13 protein-coding genes are annotated in these 15,262 nt (G+C 61.2%); 6 read left to right on the forward strand and 7 right to left on the reverse strand.

Annotated elements, in window-relative coordinates:
* The first annotated feature begins 68 nt into the window (after positions 1–68).
* Positions 69–2,186 (forward strand): putative bifunctional diguanylate cyclase/phosphodiesterase, encoded by a 2,118-nt coding sequence (locus tag ACQUTG_RS11525; RefSeq protein ID WP_428919534.1) that lies wholly within the window; start codon positions 69–71, stop codon positions 2,184–2,186.
* Positions 2,187–2,197: 11 nt separating this feature from the next.
* On the opposite strand, the gene ACQUTG_RS11530 is transcribed toward ACQUTG_RS11525, so the two are convergent.
* From ACQUTG_RS11530 to ACQUTG_RS11560, 7 genes are all read right to left on the reverse strand, one after another.
* Positions 2,198–2,860 (reverse strand): energy-coupling factor ABC transporter permease, encoded by a 663-nt coding sequence (locus ACQUTG_RS11530; protein WP_428919535.1) that lies wholly within the window; start codon positions 2,858–2,860, stop codon positions 2,198–2,200.
* An 89-nt stretch (positions 2,861–2,949) separates the two neighbouring features.
* Positions 2,950–4,686 (reverse strand): SulP family inorganic anion transporter, encoded by a 1,737-nt coding sequence (locus ACQUTG_RS11535; RefSeq protein WP_428919536.1) that lies wholly within the window; start codon positions 4,684–4,686, stop codon positions 2,950–2,952.
* A 7-nt stretch (positions 4,687–4,693) separates the two neighbouring features.
* Positions 4,694–5,560 carry an MBL fold metallo-hydrolase gene (locus ACQUTG_RS11540; RefSeq protein ID WP_428919537.1) on the reverse strand — a complete coding sequence of 289 codons (867 nt, stop codon included), beginning with the start codon at positions 5,558–5,560 and terminating at the stop codon, positions 4,694–4,696.
* Between the two features lie 142 nt (positions 5,561–5,702).
* Entirely contained in the window at positions 5,703–6,323 is a 621-nt protein-coding gene (locus ACQUTG_RS11545) for a tetratricopeptide repeat protein (RefSeq protein WP_428919538.1), read from the reverse strand.
* A complete protein-coding gene (locus tag ACQUTG_RS11550; RefSeq protein WP_428919539.1) occupies positions 6,320–7,102 on the reverse strand; it encodes an SDR family oxidoreductase in 783 nt (260 codons plus the stop codon). The genes ACQUTG_RS11545 and ACQUTG_RS11550 overlap by 4 nt, the downstream gene beginning before the upstream one ends.
* On the reverse strand, positions 7,089–9,275 hold the full coding sequence (locus ACQUTG_RS11555) for an AMP-binding protein (RefSeq protein ID WP_428919540.1): 2,187 nt from the start codon (positions 9,273–9,275) through the stop codon (positions 7,089–7,091). Before ACQUTG_RS11555 ends, ACQUTG_RS11550 begins: the two co-directional genes overlap by 14 nt.
* Positions 9,259–9,969, reverse strand: a complete 711-nt coding sequence (locus ACQUTG_RS11560) for a thermostable hemolysin (protein WP_428919541.1) — start codon at positions 9,967–9,969, stop codon at positions 9,259–9,261. Before ACQUTG_RS11560 ends, ACQUTG_RS11555 begins: the two co-directional genes overlap by 17 nt.
* A gap of 219 nt (positions 9,970–10,188) precedes the next feature.
* Here ACQUTG_RS11560 and ACQUTG_RS11565 point away from each other — a divergent pair, with 219 nt between their 5' ends.
* Genes ACQUTG_RS11565 through ACQUTG_RS11585 form a run of 5 tightly spaced genes read left to right on the forward strand, consistent with a single transcriptional unit; the run spans position 10,189 to position 15,227 of the window.
* Positions 10,189–10,602 carry a GtrA family protein gene (locus tag ACQUTG_RS11565; protein ID WP_428919542.1) on the forward strand — a complete coding sequence of 138 codons (414 nt, stop codon included), beginning with the start codon at positions 10,189–10,191 and terminating at the stop codon, positions 10,600–10,602.
* On the forward strand, positions 10,574–11,581 hold the full coding sequence (locus tag ACQUTG_RS11570) for a glycosyltransferase family 2 protein (RefSeq protein WP_428919543.1): 1,008 nt from the start codon (positions 10,574–10,576) through the stop codon (positions 11,579–11,581). Before ACQUTG_RS11565 ends, ACQUTG_RS11570 begins: the two co-directional genes overlap by 29 nt.
* The gene (locus ACQUTG_RS11575) at positions 11,565–13,112 is read left to right on the forward strand and encodes an ArnT family glycosyltransferase (protein ID WP_428919544.1); all 1,548 of its coding nucleotides are present in this window, start codon (positions 11,565–11,567) and stop codon (positions 13,110–13,112) included. Before ACQUTG_RS11570 ends, ACQUTG_RS11575 begins: the two co-directional genes overlap by 17 nt.
* Before the next feature lie 22 nt (positions 13,113–13,134).
* A complete protein-coding gene (locus ACQUTG_RS11580; protein ID WP_428919545.1) occupies positions 13,135–13,818 on the forward strand; it encodes a response regulator transcription factor in 684 nt (227 codons plus the stop codon).
* Positions 13,815–15,227, forward strand: coding sequence for an ATP-binding protein (locus ACQUTG_RS11585; protein WP_428919546.1), 1,413 nt, complete (start codon positions 13,815–13,817; stop codon positions 15,225–15,227). The genes ACQUTG_RS11580 and ACQUTG_RS11585 overlap by 4 nt, the downstream gene beginning before the upstream one ends.
* Positions 15,228–15,262 lie beyond the last annotated feature (35 nt).

Here is a 15,262-nt window from a genome sequence, read left to right on the forward strand (position 1 = left end):
TTGCAATAAGTGTCACACAGGGAGGCGTGTTCGTAATCCATCAGCCAGACCAGCAGAAGCGAACCTGAATGCCGAAATCGACGGATGTTGTAGAGCCCCCGACGGGTATTGACGCCGAACGCCTGGCCCTGGTGGCCGCCACCACCCCGAATCTGGTCCTGTTCCTGGACGAAGCCGGCACCATCGAGTGGGTGAACCCCAGCTTCGAGCAGCACACCGGCCACCTGCTGGCCGAGATCCGGGGTAAGCACCCCCGAGACGTGCTTTATGGTCCGGACACCGATCCGGATACCATCGCCCGGATCAACCGCCATCTGCACCGGGGCGATACCTTTGCCGAGGACATCCTGCACTACACCCGCTCCGGCATTCCTTACTGGGTCCACAGTTACTGCGTACCGATCGGCAGGGACCAGGGGGTCGCGCCGGGTTATATCGTGATCCAGAACAACATTTCCGACCGCAAGCACAGCGAGCGCGGATTGCGGATTGCGGCCAGCGTCTTCGACCGCAGCCACGAAGCGATTCTCATCACCGACCACAACAACCGCATCCTGGACGTCAATCCGGCGTTTTCCCGGATCACCGGCTACAGCCGGGATGAAGTCCTGGGCCTGAATCCGGCCATTCTCAGCTCCGGCCGGCATTCCAGGGAGTACTACCAATCCATGTGGCTGTCCATCGAAAAGACCGACCATTGGCGGGGAGAAATCTGGAACCGGCGCAAGAACGGCGAGGAATTCATCGAACTGCTGTCCATCAGCCGGGTCCACCTTGAGGAGCCCGGGCAGTACTATCACGTGGCAGCCTTTTCGGACATTACCGCCCTGAAGAATCACGCTCGGGAATTGGATCGCGCCGCCAACTACGATGATCTGACCGGGCTACCCAACCGTCAGCTACTCGAGGAACGTCTGCGTTCGGCCTGTAGCCATGCCGAGCGCCATGGCCGGCGGCTGTCGGTGTGTTGCCTGGACCTGGACGGGTTCAAGGCGATCAACGACCGCCTCGGCCACGGCGCCGGCGACGAGGTATTACGCACCCTCGCCGAGCGGCTGACCCACACCCTGCGCAGCGGCGATACCGTTGCCCGGGTCGGGGGCGATGAATTTGTCCTGCTGCTGCAGAGCGATGACGCCAACGCGGTTTACCACCGAATTCTGTCTGTCATCGGCGAACCGGTAGCCGTCGGGGGCGAGCAGGTTAAACTGACCGCCAGCCTGGGGGTCACCCGTTATCCGGAAGACCGGGCCGATGCCGAGGGCCTGATCCGGCATGCTGACCAGGCCATGTATTTGGCCAAGGAAAAAGGCCGCAACCAGTTCCATTTTTTCGATCCGGATCTCGATCAGCACCGGCGAAAGCGCCGGCAACAACTGATGGAACTGACCCGGGCCCTGGAAAACCAGGAATTCGAGCTGTTCTTTCAGCCCCAGATCCGGATGTCGGATTATTCTCTGGCCGGGTTCGAGGCCCTGATCCGCTGGAACCGGCCCGAATCCGGACTGGTCAGCCCGGGTGAGTTCCTGCCCTATGTCGAGAACAGCCACCTGGAAGTGCCCCTGGGCCAGTGGGTCCTGAAGGAAGCCATTCACCACCTGAATACGTGGCAGCAGGCGGGTGAGGACCTGACCGTCAGCATCAACATCACCGCCCGGCACCTGCTGGACCGGAGCTTTGCCGATTATCTGGAGAGCTACCTGCACAGCCACCCGGAGCTGGATCCGGCCCGGGTCACCCTGGAGGTGCTGGAGTCGACCGCTCTGGAGGATACCAAGCAGGCCAATCACGTACTGACACGGTGCCGGGCCCTCGGCCTGCAGGTGGCACTGGATGACTTCGGCACCGGTTTTTCCTCCCTGAGCTTTCTGCGAACCCTGCCCATTGACCTCATCAAGATCGACCAGAGTTTCGTTAGCAACATGATGTCCAGCACCAGTGACAAGGCAATCGTCGAAAGCGTGATCTTCCTCGCCCAGCGCTTCGAGCATCCGGTCCTGGCCGAAGGGGTGGAAACCGGAGACCAGGCCCGAGCCCTCGCCCGGATGGGCTGTAACCAGATTCAGGGCTATGGCGTTGCCCCGCCCATACCGGCCGGAGAAGTTCTGGAGTGGGCCAGCGACTGGCGCACACGGAAACAGCGTGGGCTGGACCAGGACCTATTGGCCAAGGGCGACGGTATCTGAGGCGAGGGAATCTAGGGTCGATAGCGGCGCTGATCCAGGGTTGTGAGCCGGTCCGGATGGAATACCATCAGGCCGGTCACGAAGGTGCCGTTGACGAAGCCTTCCGGCAGCATGATCAGGGGCAGGTACCGGATGTACTCATGGATCAGCACGTCTAAGGTATAAACCCCGCTGGACCAAAGCATCAGGCACATTACGATTCCCGCCGCAGCCACCGCCAGACCGGCCCCGAAAAACCCGCAGAAAAAGATATAGGCGAAGAAATTGCGAAAGTTGCGGCGGCGTTCCCACACCATGATGGCGTGACTGACCAGTGCCGGCACCATGACCGTCACCAGCCCGTTGACCGCGAACATCATCGCGGGCTCTCGCCCGGTAATGACCGTGATCACCAATGCCAGCAGCCCACTGAACACCGCGAGCGCCCAACCCAGCATCAGGGTGATGACGGTGATACCGAAGATATGGATCGCGAGACCGGGCGAGATTCCGGCCCTCAGTTGCCACAGGAACCCCAACGCCACAGCCGCCCCGAAGAAGGAATGCTGGAGGGCGTTATCCTTCCGGAAAGCCCTCCAATCGACAGTACGGGCAGCCGCCAGCAGGATCAGCAGAAACAGCACTGCAGTAACCAGCCATTGGCCGGTCGATAACAGGTTTTCCGTCATCCCCATGGCAACCACATCCCCGGACAGTCAGTTCAGGACAGACACTGGGACAATGATAACGGGTAAGCCCTCCCTGTTACCAAGGCGGGCTTGATTCAGGCAGTCTGTGCCACCGGTTGCCGGTGATTGGTAAGCGTGGTCCAGGCATCGAAGGTGCTCAGGAATACGTCACCACCGAGGTGGGCGAGGAATTCCGTGTCCCTGAGCCGGTCCATGACCGGGCCCTTGACCTCGGACAGGTGCAGCCGCACGCCCGCATCTTTCAACCGCTCGTTGATGGCCTCAAGGCTTTCCAGGGCAGAGGCATCAATGAGGTTCACTGCCGGGCACACAAGTACCAGCTCGCGGAGTTCAGGTTCCCGGGTCACCAGATCCATGACCGTTTCCTCCAGGAACCTGGCATTGGCGAAATAGAGGCTTTCGTCCACCCGCAGGAAGGTGACTTTCGGGCACAACTGGACATCGTGGCGCAGCACGTTGCGGAAATGTTCGGTGCCCGGAACCCGTCCCACCACGGCACTGTGGGGCCGGCTGGTACGGTACAGGAACAGACCGATGGACAACGCCACGCCGGCGATGATGCCCGCCTCGACACTGTGCACCAGCGTCAGCAGGATGGTAGCCAGCATGGCACCGAAATCCGTGCGCGAGTATCGCCAGGTGCGGGTGAGGGCCGGCAGGTCGATCAGGGTGGCCACCGCCACGATGATGGTTGCCGCCAGGGTTGCCTGGGGTAGCCAGGCGATGGCCGGGGTCAGAAACAGGGTCGCCAGGGCAATACCGACGGCGGTGTAGGCGCCGGCGGCCGGGGTTTCCGCGCCGGCGTCAAAGTTGACCACGGAGCGGGAAAAGCCGCCGGTTACCGGCATGCCACCGGATAAGCCGGCACCAAGATTTGCCGTACCCAGTCCGATCAACTCCTGATCCGGGTCAATCCGTTGTCGGCGCTTCGCAGCCAGGGTCTGGCCCACCGATACGGACTCGACAAAGCCCACGATGCTGATCAGCAGGGCACTGACCGCCAGTTGCGACCACAATCCGGTGTCCAGGGAAGGCATGGTAAATTCCGGCAGCCCGGCAGGCACCTCACCCACCAGGCGCACACCCTTCTGGTCCAGCTGGAGGTACCAGGCCACCAGCGTCGTCACCAGTACCGCTAGAATCGGGGCCGTTTTGGTCAGGATATCCGCCAGCCTGGGCTGTATCCCGAGCCTCATCAGCAGCGGTTTCAGATGCTTGCGCGCCGCCAGCAGAAACACCAGGGCACCGACACCGATGGCCAGGGTGTAGAAGTTGGTGGTGCCAATCGAGGCCAGCAGGGACTCCACGATCTCCACCAGGTTATGCCCGGAGGCCTGGATGCCAAAAATATGCTTGAGCTGGCTGGCCGCAATGACAATACCGGAGGCGGTGATAAAACCGGAAATCACGGGATGGCTCAGAAAATTGGCCAGAAAACCCAGTCGGAGTATGCCCATCAGGGTCAGCATCAGGCCCGACATCACCGCCAGCAGGACCGCACCCGCGACATAGGCAGCGGTGCCCGCCTCGGCAATGGGCGCCAGGGCCGCGGCGGTCATCAGCGAGGCTACCGCCACCGGGCCGACCGACAGGGTCCGGCTGGTGCCGAACACTGCGTAGATCACCAGCGGCAGGATACTGGCGTAAAGCCCCACCTGGGCCGGAAGGCCCGCCAACAGCGCATAGGCCAGGGACTGGGGAATAAGCATGACGGTGACGATGACCGCGGCCACCAGATCACTGGTGGCCTGATCACGACCGTACTTGGGTGCCCACTGCAGAATGGGCAGGTACCGCTTGATCTGATTCATGCGGTACTCAGAACAGGTTGATCGGAACTTTCAGGTAGACCTGCCCGTTATCCTCGGCCGGCGGCATGTGACCGGCGCGCATGTTGACCTGCACCGATGGCAGGATCAGTCGTGGCATGTCCAGGGTGGCGTCCCGCTCGCTACGCATCCTGACGAAATCGTCTTCACTGACCCCTTCGTGGACGTGAATGTTGGCTTTACGCTCCTCGGCCACGGTGGTCTGAAACAGGAATTCGTCGCGGCCCGGCGCACCGTAATCATGGCACATGAACAACCGGGTCTCCGGAGGCAGCGACAGCACTTTCTGGATGGACCGGTACAGGGTGCGGGCATCACCGCCGGGGAAATCACAGCGGGCGGTCCCGAAATCCGGCATGAACAGGGTGTCGCCGACGAAAGCAGCATCACCGATCACGTAGGTCAGGCAGGCCGGGGTGTGGCCGGGAGTGTGCAGGACCCGGCCTTCCAGGTTGCCGATTCGGAAGGTGTCGCCCTCACGGAACAGTTGATCGAACTGGCTGCCGTCCCGGGCAAATTCGGTACCGGCATTGAAGGCCTTGCCGAAGATCTCCTGGACATCGACGATTTTTTCGCCGATACCGGTCTTGCCACCGAGCTTCTCGTGCAGGTAGGGCGCCGCAGACAGGTGATCGGCATGCACGTGGGTCTCGAGGATCCACTCCACCGTCAGATCGTTGTCCCGGACATAGCGGATGATCTCGTCCGCGGAGCGGACATCCGTGCGGCCGGCGGCATAATCGAAATCCAGGACGGAGTCCATGATTGCGCACGCCTGGCTATCGGGGTCACGCACCACGTAGCTGAACGTATTGGTCGGTTCGTCGAAGAAATGCTGGACGACGGGATTGCTCATGACACTCACCTCGAACATCGATCCTTTCAAATTTAATTCTAAGGATATATTAAAAGGTAATATTGGGTGAAATGCCAATTTCTTCTATCAGTATCCTCCCTGATACCCGGCCGGGCGAAGGCCCGGCCTGTTCATTTCCGGTTCACAGCGACTCCAGCTTGCTCCGGATTTCCTGACGGCGACCCGAGTCAGCGAGGGGGCGGTTCGGTCGCTCGGGCGCGTTCAGAGCTTTGTTCAGATACTCCCTCGCCCGCTCCGGCTGATCCTGCTCAATCAGGAAGTCAGCGTAAAAATAATTGGGGTCAATGCCGTCCGGGTTCAACTCCAGGGCTCTGAGCAGGTACTGCCTGGCCTTGTCGTCATCTCCGAAGCCCAGGGGCCAGCCCGGCACCTGATAATAGAGACTGCCCAGGGAAGTATAGGCCGATCCCTCCAGCGCTGCCGGATCAATTTCCAGAGCCTTTTCCAGAGATTTCCGGGCGTCCTTGACCAGGCCCAGAGCGCCCAGGCCGCCCTTGGCGCCGGCGTATGTGCTGAGCACGATGCCCTGCCAGATCAGGGGTTCGGCGCGGTCGGGATAGGCGTCGACAAAGCCCTGCGCCTGCCCGGCGAGATCCTCGAAGGCCTTTTCCTTCTTGTCTTCCGGCAACTGGTACTGGATTTCCGCCCAGCGCGCCTGGATACCGGCCAGGTCGGAATCGATGTCTCCCGCCCAGAGCGGCGCCGCGATCACCGACGCAAGCAAAAACATCATCCACTTCATGACAGTACTCCTGAATTCAGAAAGCGCCGGATTACCGGCAGTTGCTTCAACATGGCCTTGTCGACGATCCGTGGCAGGATGCCGTTGATCACCACAAACAGTTTTTCCGGCCAGCCCAGGAAGCGCCGGCGATCGTCGTTTTCCATCGCCTTGAGAATCTCGGCAGCGACGACCTCGGGGGCATCCATGGTATTGCCAAGCGCCCGGTTCAGTTCATTGACCTGTTCCGGGTTCATGTCGGTTGCCGTGGCTCGTGGGGCGACATACAACACCTGCACTGGTGTATCCGCCAGCTCCCGGCGCAATGCCTCGGTGAAGCCACGCAGCCCGAACTTGCTGGCGCAGTAGGCGGTATAGCCCGGGAAACCGATGCTGCCAAAGGTCGAACCGACAAACACGAGGGCTCCGTAGCCGTCCTTCTCGAACCGGGGGGCAAAATGCCGCGCCACCAGCATGGCCGAGCGCAGGTTCACGGTCAGCTGGGCATCCAGTTCACTGACGGCCATGGCTCCGAGAGCGGCGAAGCGGTTCTGGCCCGCACAGTGAATGACCCCATCGATATCCGGATAGGCGTCGCTCAGGCGCTCCAGCTGCTGATCCAGGTCCGGGGCGGCAAGATCCAGGTGTACTGCGGACACCCCTTCCCGGTGACCCAGCTTGTCTGGCTGTCGGGACGCGACGATGACCCGGGCGCCGGTCCGGACCAGCGGGTCCACCAGCGCCTTGCCGATACCTCCGGTTCCTCCCAACAGGAGGAATACCCGGTCATGCAGCCTCATGGCGCGACTCCTTACGACCGGCAGGGAGCGGAATGCTGTGCAGCATGTCACCGTAGAGTCGGTACACCATGCGGGCAGCCTCGATGATGGCCTGCTGGTCATCCGGATCGGTGATCTCGTTCATCAGGTTGCGGAAGAACTCGAAGTGTTCCTGGTCCAGCGCACCGTGGGAATACAGGTAGCTGAATGCCGCATCAGGCAGACCCAGCTGTTTCTGGATGGCTTCACCCAGCGGCGTAGCCAGCTCGATGGAGGTACCTTCCAGCACCTGGACCATGCCGAAGAAAGCCGCCGGGTTCCCGCGCTGGATCCGGTCGTAGAGGTAGGCGACCATCAGTTCGATGGAGGTGTCGGGGGTGCCGTTGCGGATCGCCTCCTTGTCTTCGCCACAGGCTTCGAGGTCATTGAGGATCCACTCGTGGTGGCCGTATTCCTCCTCGATGTATTCCACCAGCGCCTTGCGGACAAATTCCAGGCGCTCCGGCAGACGGCCGCCGCAGGCCATCATCAACGGCACCGTGTGCTTGACGTGGTGGTAGGCCTGGGTCAGGAACCAGGTGTAGCCGGTCAGATCGAAGCGGCCCTCGCGGATGGCTTCAATAACCGGCGCGCCCGTCACATGGGCCCGTGCTTCAGCGGTTTCGGATTGCAGACGATCGAAAAATGCCATGACAGTGTCTCCTGGCGTGTTTGGATGAGTTGAAGAAGTTGCAGACAAATTCATGAAGATCGGAAAGGCTCCTGCAATCAGCGTTGGCAGGTCGGCCTGAATCTTCTGGCGCACGGGTCGACCGTTGCCGGTCATGTGGCCCGTAGCCTGGGTCAGGGGCTGGCGGCGGATATACACCGCCTCCAGCCGGGCATAGTCGGGCAGGCTGGCATTGATTGCCGCCAGCGCAGAGCGGAGCTGGTCCGGGGAACGGCCATCCTGAACGACCAGCAAAGCAGACGGATGCGGGTCCCCGTCTCCGAACACCACGGCCTGCCGGGCGCCAACAGCCTGGATGAGTTCGCTCTCCAGCCACTCCGGACTGATATTACGGCCGAAACCGGTGATCAACAGGTTCTTGGCGCGGCCATTGACCGACAGGAAACCGGCCGGATCCAACGCACCCAGATCCCCTGTATCAAGCCACTCATCACCCTCAGGCTCATCGCCCAGGTAGCCGAGGTGAGTGTTGCCCCGTACCAGAATGTGGCCAACATCATCAACGCGCACGTCGACATGGGACAGCGGTTTTCCCACCGTCCCGGCGCGCTCCTGGCCGGGAACATTCAGCGCAACCACCGAGCTGCACTCGGACAGGCCATAGCCCTCGAAAAGCGGCAGGCCGGCTGCGGAGCCCCGGGTCAGCAACTCGGAGGAGACACGACCGCCACCAACCGCCAGAAAACGGAATCGCGCGCTGTTCAGCTGACCGCCCTCTGCAGCGCTAACCAGCGCCATGGCGAGTTCCGGAACGAGGATCAGCGACTGCGGCCGGTATTGGTTGATCCCCTCGACCAGACGACCCAGATCAAGCCCGCTGCTGCCGGTCATGCCCAGGCTGTGCAAAGGTGCAACGGTCACTGTGCCGCCCATGAGTAACGGCAGGTAAACGCCTGCGATGTTTTCGAGCAGAGTGGCCAGCGGCAGGATACACAGATGCTCTGTCAGCTCGACGTCTGTCAGTCGCTCCTTCAGTGCCAGCGTGGTGGCCGTCATCTGTTCCGCTGACAGACAGACACCTTTGGGTGTGCCGGTGCTCCCCGAGGTAAAAGTAATCTTGGCGGTGCACTCAGGCATCCACGCATTGGCGGCCGACACCGGCAAATGGCGGAACCAGACTCCATGACCCAGGTGCTCGCTGTCAGAGCACGTTTCAGAAGACAGCAGGCAATCCAGCCCGGCCCTCTCGATCAGGTGTGCGGTCTGGGACGGGGAGAAAAACATCGGGACCGGCACGCAGACAACATCCGCCAGAAGGCAAGCCAGATCCGCCAGGATCCAGGCCGGGGAGTTATCGCCGCACAGACCGACACGCCTGACGCCCAATTGATTCAACTGGTCAGCCAGCGCCTGCGCCGACTGCATCATCTGGGCATAACTGAAGACTGCCTCTGGCCCCTGCAGGGCAACGCGCGATGGATCGACAGCCGCCTGTCGCCGGAGCAATTCAGGCAGTACAGCCATAAGAGCCTCCCAACGCTGAGTCGCCATCGGCAACATCCCGGTCTACCATCCGAATAAGCCGCAGCAATCCGGCATCCCGAAGCGCTGATACGCCATCTGCAACTTTGATCGCCATTACCACCGGATGATGGTCGTAGTAACGGCCCCAGCCGGCTCCCCGATCGGGCAGCCGGGACGGATCCGCATCTGCCAGCACTTCGGTGGCAATGCCCAACCGGTGAAAGCTGTTGCGCAACTGATCAGTGCCGGTGCACACCACCCAGTCGTATCCGGCGCTATCAAGCCAGACCGACAAGGAAGCAAAAAGGAAACGGCTGACTCCTGCCTCAACGCCCGCCAGATGGGCGATCTCGGCGATCTTGTGACGGGCAACACCCGGAACCGGCATCACCGATTCAACCGGAACCGACAGGTAATCCTCGAGAAAAAGGCGTTCCAGAGCCGCATTGCGCACTCCGACTGCAGCCAGCAAGGTACCCTGCGCCGTGGATAGGGCCAGCAGGGCCGGAATGCGCAGGGCAGGTTCGGCGCCGTAGGCGTGCAGAAACCGCCGGCGGATAAATCCGGCCACGGTATCAGCCATAGCCGTTTCCGGAAGGATTTCACTCAACCAGCGACCGGCACAACGGATGACCGGAACCACCTCCCCCGAATCCGGGGGACAACAGGTGGACATCATCAGCGGGTCTGTCATAGGCGCTCTCCAACAATATGGCCCCGGGGCCCTTCAATCACGATTGCCAGAGTAGAAAGGGAGCCTTAAATCAGCCTTAAGGCCCCGGGACAGAAACCTTAAGACCGCCTTAAGGTTTCCCGGGCATGCCGGTTAAGGCTGGCTTAAGAATGGCCGCGTAGAGTGCCACGCCATTCGCCGGACACCTCCGGGCAAACTCGGGTGCTGAAGTGAGGCTGTATGAAACTCCCGGATTTGAGGACAAACCAACTGGTCGCGCTGCCCCGTTTCCTGATGGCCGGCGGAATGGCCACCCTGCTCCATTGGCTGATCATGATGGTGCTGGTTCGCGCTGGCGTTACCGCTGTCGCTGCGACCGCCATTGGCGCCAGCGCGGGGCTGCTCGCGAACTATATCGGCCAACACCGGTTTGCCTTTCGTTCCCTTCTGCCGCACCGGGTGACCTTCCCCCGGTATCTCGCCGGAGCCGGTATCGGGTGGACCCTGAACCTTCTCAGTTTTGCCTTGCTGCGGATGGCCGGTGCCAACGTAGCGTTTGCCCAGATTACGGCTACCGGTGTGGTGGCACTTGCCAACTATCTCTTCGCCGAGAGGTTTGTATTCCATGAAGAACCGACAAGGGACAGCCAGTAACCAGATGCTCAGTATCGTCATACCTGTTCACAACGAGTCCGATGTCATCCCGACCCTGCTCGGTCGTCTGGACCGGGTCACTCGACAACTCGACGTTCCTGTGGAACTGCTGTTCGTGGACGACGGCAGCCATGACAATTCCGTCGCTCTGCTGTTGCGGGCCCGGCAACGCCAGCCGGACATCCGGGTGGTCCAGCTGTCACGCAATTTTGGCAAGGAAGCCGCTGTGACTGCGGGACTGGAGCATGCCCGCGGAGAGGCCGTGGTACTGATGGACGCCGATCTCCAGGACCCTCCCGAACTGATTCCCCGGATGGTCGCCGAATGGCGAAGGGGCGCGGATGTCGTACTGATGAAGCGCCGTTCGCGGGCGGGCGAGAGCTGGCTGAAACGCACCACAGCCAGCCTGTTCTACCGGCTGATCAACCGCATCAGCGACGCTTCCATACCGGTCGATACCGGCGATTTCCGGCTGATGAGCCGACGCACTGTCGATGCCCTGAACCGATTACCCGAACGCAACCGCTACCTGAAAGGGATGTTTGCCTGGGTCGGCATGCCCACTGTCACCCTGGAATTCGACCGCGATCCCCGGGCAGCAGGCAACACCAAGTGGAACTACCTGAAACTGATGCACCTGGCGATGGAGGGCATCACCTCGTTTTCCACCCGGCCCCTGCGCCTTGCCCTGCTTCTCGGTCTGCTTGCCGCTGGTGCCGGCGGCCTTTTCGGAACCTGGGAGGTGCTCAGGGCACTGATTTTCGGCATCTCCACGCCGGGATACGCGTCAATGGTTGCCATGATCACATTCCTGTCCGGAGTTCAGCTGCTCTGTGTAGGGCTGCTGGGTGAGTATGTCGGGCGCATCTACATGGAAACCAAACAACGTCCGGTTTTCATCGTCGCCGAAGACAGCGCGGACGACGCCCAATCGATTCTGCCCCATCTGCGAGTTGCCGGTAATGACCAAACACATTAATACCCTGCTCTGGCTGCTGGTCTCCGTTCTGGCCATTCGCCTTGGTCTGGCCGCAATCCTGCCACTGGCCGACACCACAGAACCCCGTTACGCCGAGATTGCCCGCATCATGGCCGAAACCGGCGACTGGATTACGCCCTGGTTCGATTACGGGGTCCCCTTCTGGGGAAAGCCTCCCCTGTCGTTCTGGACCCAGGCATTATCTTTCAAAGTATTCGGCGTCTCCGAATTCGCCGGGCGTTTGCCGTCCTGGCTGGCTAACTGCGTCATTGTCTTCCTGATCTACACGCTGCGCCGGTATCTGCATCCGGAGCGGACCAGTGACGCTGCCCGGGCGTCCGGTCTCTGGGCGGCGCTTATTTATGCCACCACAGCCCTGGGGTTTCTGACTGCAGGCACAGTGATGACCGACTCCTTCCTTGCACTCGGTTCCACGCTGGTGCTGACCAGCCTGGTGATCCGGCTTCAGGGCGGCCCCATGATCTGGGGCTGGATGTTCTTCATCGGTCTCGCCATCGGCCTGCTGGCCAAGGGCCCTCTGGTTCTGGTTCTGACCGGCCTGCCGGTGTTCCTGTGGGTTGTCTTTGCCCGTCGCTGGCAGCGTCTCCGGGAGTGTCTGCCCTGGCTTCGGGGCTCGGCGCTGACACTGGCCATCGCCGTTCCATGGTATGTGCTGGCAGAACTGAAGACGCCCGGATTTTTCGACTACTTTATCGTGGGCGAACACATCAAACGCTTCCTGGTAAGCAGCTGGCAGGGAGATCTTTATGGCACCGCCCACGAATTCCCCCGCGGTACAATCTGGTTGCACCTGGTTTTGGCCAGCTTCCCCTGGGGCCTGATTGCTATCGCGGCATTCGCGATCAAGTGCTGGCGTAGCCAGGAAACAAAAGGCCAATGGCATTCCGGTGAACGGGGTATCGGCGGGCTGATACTGGCATCGGCCCTGAGCCCCGCCATTTTTTTCACCCTGTCCGGCAACATTCTCTGGACCTATGTCCTGCCAGGCTTGCCGTTCCTTGCAGTGTTGGCAGCAAGCCTGGTGCCTCAGCGGGTCGGCAGCCCGGTGGGACGTCCCGTCCTGGCTGCCATTCTGCTGATTCCGTTACTCGGGACACTGGCCGGGGGCTGGCTCTCACTCAATCCGGAAACGCTTAAAACTGAGCGTGACCTGGTGGCGCGGGTTAACGAGCTTCCTGGAATGACCCCGGATGACCTGCTCTATCTCGACAAGGCTCCGTTCTCCGCCCGCTTCTATACCCAGGGCAGGGTCCGGGCCGTAGAGTCGGACACAATCAGCCGTCAACTGGCTCGGGGAACCCTCTCCCAGCCCGCGCTGCTGGCAGTGGAAAAAGGCAACCAGACAATGCTGCATAAACTGCAAGGTGTGTTTGATCAGGTCGACCAGAACCGGCGTTACCAGGTGTTCCTGCTTGAATCATCCACCGGCAGTCCAGCGCACATTGAAAGTCGGGAAAGCAAAAAAGCGGGTATCGATTACACTGCAACGGAAGGCCATCCGCTGACCTGAAAACCAACCGGATTTCTGCTACATGCGAATACTGCTGATTGAAGACGACCACCTGCTGGCCAATACCATGCTGGACATGCTTCGCGATGGCCAGAACACCGTTGACTGGCTGGATGATGGCCAACAGGCCCTCAATGCGCTACTGAACGAGGACTTTGACCTGGCCATCCTCGACCTGACCCTGCCGCGAGTCGATGGCCTGGATATCGTGCGCAACATCCGTAACCGGGGCATCGAGACACCCGTGATCATTCTCACGGCGCGAACAGACCTGGATGAGAAATTGCAGGGACTGAACTCCGGCGCGGACGATTACCTCACCAAACCGTTCGCCATGGCAGAGCTCAAAGCCCGGATTCGCGCGGTCACCCGGCGCGGCAGCGGCGTCAGAACTGCCGGTCTCAAGGTTGGCCGGCTGACGCTGGATACCGATTCCGGCCAACTCGAGGTCGGTAATGACACCGTTACCCTGCCCCGGAGCGAATTCCAGATTCTGCATTACCTGATGCGCCATCCCGATCAGGTCGCAACGAGGCGGCGACTGGAGGAGCAACTTTACGGCTGGGAGCAGGGTGCCGAGAGCAATGCGCTGGAGGTGCACGTTCACCACCTCCGTCGCCGGGTCGGGAAGAAAACCATCCGGACCGTACGGGGCGTAGGTTACCTTCTGGACAGTGAAGCCGCCGCGCATGAGGCTAGCGAATGAGCCTGACGCGTAAACTCACGATCCTCGTCACCAGCACCGTCTTTTTCATCACCCTGATCGCAGCCGGCTGGGGCTTCTACGTCAGTGATCATCAACTGGAGGAATTGTTTGACGCGGAACTGGCCCAGAGCACCCGCATCGTGCAGGGTCTGGTAGAGCACCTGTCGACAACACAGTCAGTTGATCAGCTGTCCCACACGCTTTCCAAAACCCTGGAGCTTCCCGAGAGCGCCTACCGGGGTGATGAGGAAGAGGACGAAATACTTCCTGGTGGTGCGGGGCACAAGTACGAACGGAAAATCGCCTTCGAAGTCTGGTCACCCGAAAAGGAGCCCATCCTCGATACCCTGCGCGCCAACGATTCCCAAGGTCTTGAGCCAGGGTTCGCATGGCAGGAGGTGACAGGTTATCAGTGGCGCACGTTCACCCTGCGAGATCCGGCCACCGGTTTCTGGATTCGCACCGCCCAAAGGGAGGATGTCAGGGACGAGCTGAGTCAGGAGATCGCACTGGGTAATGTACTGCCATTTCTGGTGGTACTACCGTTGCTGGCCATGGCGGTGATTGTCTCCATCCAGGTCGGCTTCCAGCCCCTGAGAAAGCTGGAGAAGCCGGTTCGTAATATGGCGCCGGAGAACATTCACCCGCTGGATGATCGGCAGGCACCAAAGGAAGTAGCCGGGCTGGTACAGGCGGTAAACGGCTTGCTGCGACGGCTCAACCAGGCCCTGGAACGGGAACGCCGGTTTTCGGCCGATGCCGCCCATGAGCTGCGCACGCCACTCACGGCGCTCAGACTGAACCTGGAGAAAGCCTGTGAGGACAATCCGGAGCAGTATCGGGACCTGATCCGGTCGGTGGATCGCATGGTGCACCTGGTGGAACAGATGCTGCTGCTGAACCGCGTTGATTCCGGGGCTGATTTTTCACCCGAGTACCATAACCTGTCTGCCATCCTGGAGCAGAGCATTGCCGATGTGGCACCCCTGGCCCTGAAAAAGGATATTGAGCCGGTGCTGCAGGACGACGCCAGCCAGGCCCTGGTCTGCTGCCACAGCGCCCTCATCAATACCCTGATGCGATCCCTGTTGGCCAACGCCATCCAGTACAGCCCCGAGCACACTGTCGTGGAAACCCGACTTGCCCCCTCCGGCGACGGCTACCACATCACCGTGTGCGATCAGGGCCCGGGTATTCCAGCGGAGGAACGGGAGCGGGCCCTGAGTCGCTTTGTCCGCCTGGACCAACGACTCGGGGGAGGCGCCGGGCTGGGGCTGGCCATCGCCCGGCGAATTGCCGAACTCCACGGTGGCCAACTCACCCTGAACGGGCGGCCGGACGGACAACCGGGACTGTGCGTCAGCATCTGGCTCCCTGCCCGCCCCACCCTTCGCAACAGGACGTCTTAAGGTTGGTTTAAGCTTCCTGGCAGATAATCCGGCTC

Origin of the sequence: Marinobacter sp. DUT-1, from assembly GCF_050379415.1 — a bacterium.
In the GTDB taxonomy this organism is placed as follows: domain Bacteria; phylum Pseudomonadota; class Gammaproteobacteria; order Pseudomonadales; family Oleiphilaceae; genus Marinobacter.

Excerpts from the sequence above, each read along its gene's own strand:
- ACQUTG_RS11525 (WP_428919534.1), top strand. The coding sequence starts at position 69 with ATGCCGAAATCGACGGATGTTGTAGAGCCCCCGACGGGTATTGACGCC.
- ACQUTG_RS11530 (WP_428919535.1), bottom strand. The coding sequence starts at position 2,860 with ATGGGGATGACGGAAAACCTGTTATCGACCGGCCAATGGCTGGTTACT.
- ACQUTG_RS11535 (WP_428919536.1), bottom strand. The coding sequence starts at position 4,686 with ATGAATCAGATCAAGCGGTACCTGCCCATTCTGCAGTGGGCACCCAAG.
- ACQUTG_RS11540 (WP_428919537.1), bottom strand. The coding sequence starts at position 5,560 with ATGAGCAATCCCGTCGTCCAGCATTTCTTCGACGAACCGACCAATACG.
- ACQUTG_RS11545 (WP_428919538.1), bottom strand. The coding sequence starts at position 6,323 with ATGAAGTGGATGATGTTTTTGCTTGCGTCGGTGATCGCGGCGCCGCTC.
- ACQUTG_RS11550 (WP_428919539.1), bottom strand. The coding sequence starts at position 7,102 with ATGAGGCTGCATGACCGGGTATTCCTCCTGTTGGGAGGAACCGGAGGT.
- ACQUTG_RS11555 (WP_428919540.1), bottom strand. The coding sequence starts at position 9,275 with ATGGCTGTACTGCCTGAATTGCTCCGGCGACAGGCGGCTGTCGATCCA.
- ACQUTG_RS11560 (WP_428919541.1), bottom strand. The coding sequence starts at position 9,969 with ATGACAGACCCGCTGATGATGTCCACCTGTTGTCCCCCGGATTCGGGG.
- ACQUTG_RS11565 (WP_428919542.1), top strand. The coding sequence starts at position 10,189 with ATGAAACTCCCGGATTTGAGGACAAACCAACTGGTCGCGCTGCCCCGT.
- ACQUTG_RS11570 (WP_428919543.1), top strand. The coding sequence starts at position 10,574 with ATGAAGAACCGACAAGGGACAGCCAGTAACCAGATGCTCAGTATCGTC.
- ACQUTG_RS11575 (WP_428919544.1), top strand. The coding sequence starts at position 11,565 with ATGACCAAACACATTAATACCCTGCTCTGGCTGCTGGTCTCCGTTCTG.
- ACQUTG_RS11580 (WP_428919545.1), top strand. The coding sequence starts at position 13,135 with ATGCGAATACTGCTGATTGAAGACGACCACCTGCTGGCCAATACCATG.
- ACQUTG_RS11585 (WP_428919546.1), top strand. The coding sequence starts at position 13,815 with ATGAGCCTGACGCGTAAACTCACGATCCTCGTCACCAGCACCGTCTTT.